Annotated in this window: 1 pseudogene; it reads right to left on the bottom strand. The window is 43.7% G+C overall.

Going from position 1 to position 1,107, the window contains the following annotated elements:
• Positions 1-235: 235 nt before the first annotated feature.
• A pseudogene (locus Q5Y71_RS16905) lies at positions 236-1,011 on the bottom strand (IS5 family transposase).
• Positions 1,012-1,107: the final 96 nt, after the last annotated feature.

Raw genomic sequence — 1,107 nt, forward strand, 5'->3', positions numbered from 1 at the left:
TGATTCAAAGATCTGGATGGAAAAGTTCGTGAACTGAACCTGACCTGACAGAGCACCGTCAGAAAAACCGGTAACTGTCAGATCAAGTCTGAACTACTACAGATGATGGCTGCTAGAACTTTTCTTCTCTACACCCCACCCTTCAGCCATTGTGCTTTATTGGCTTCCGGGCTCCGCATCTGTTGCACCAATTACAGACGATACGTTGAATATACTAAAAACAGATATTATCCATTTAGGGCCTGTTCACACTAATTAATGTATCGATAATCAATGCGAAGTGAACAAAGAACTTGAAAATCACATCCAGTTTGTCAAAACGCGAGAATATTCTTCTGAAACCCTTGAGCCGTCGGAACAACCTCTCTACTTCATTTCGTTTTTTGTACACTTCTCGGTCATAATCCCAAACGCTTAGTCGGTTACTTTTGGGTGGCACTACGGGTTCCATGCCAAGATCAAATACCAACTGTCTGGTTTCATCGCCCTCATAGGCTTTATCCATGATCACTTTCGCGCCCTCCCAGCCACAGTTTTCCAGTGTTTTCAGTAACTTTCGCCCCTCAGATGCATCACCTGCTTGCCCAGGAGAAAGGGAAAAAGCTACGGCCTGATTGGGACCCGCTGTGATCATGTGAATTTTGCTGGTCCAGCCCCCTCGTGATTTGCCGATAGATTGAGGACCATTTTTTTAACGCACCTGTGCCGTCTGGATGCACCTTTACAGCGGTAGAATCGAGAGATACATGATCTACTTGAATATTGATCACATCATTTTCCTGCAGTGCGAGAAACACTCGATCCAATACGTCCTGCTTGGCCCATCGATTCGCCCGCATATAAATGCTGTGCCAACGACCAAAAGCGCTGCGGAAGACCGCGCCACTTATATCCATGTTCGGCAGCATAGAGAATCGCGTTTAGCACTTCCAAATTAGATATTTTTATGTTGCTACACGGGATTGGCAGCAATTTTTCGATAACTTTGAATTCTTGTGTAGAAATCTTCATCCCACGATTATACAAGATTTAGTGTTAACAGGCCCTAGTTACTTAATTCATAGCATTTTTTCATATTGAGAACTTCCTGGAAACTAAAGTTCAAAT

Origin of the sequence: Microbulbifer sp. 2205BS26-8, from assembly GCF_030731025.1 — a bacterium.
In the GTDB taxonomy this organism is placed as follows: domain Bacteria; phylum Pseudomonadota; class Gammaproteobacteria; order Pseudomonadales; family Cellvibrionaceae; genus Microbulbifer; species Microbulbifer spongiae.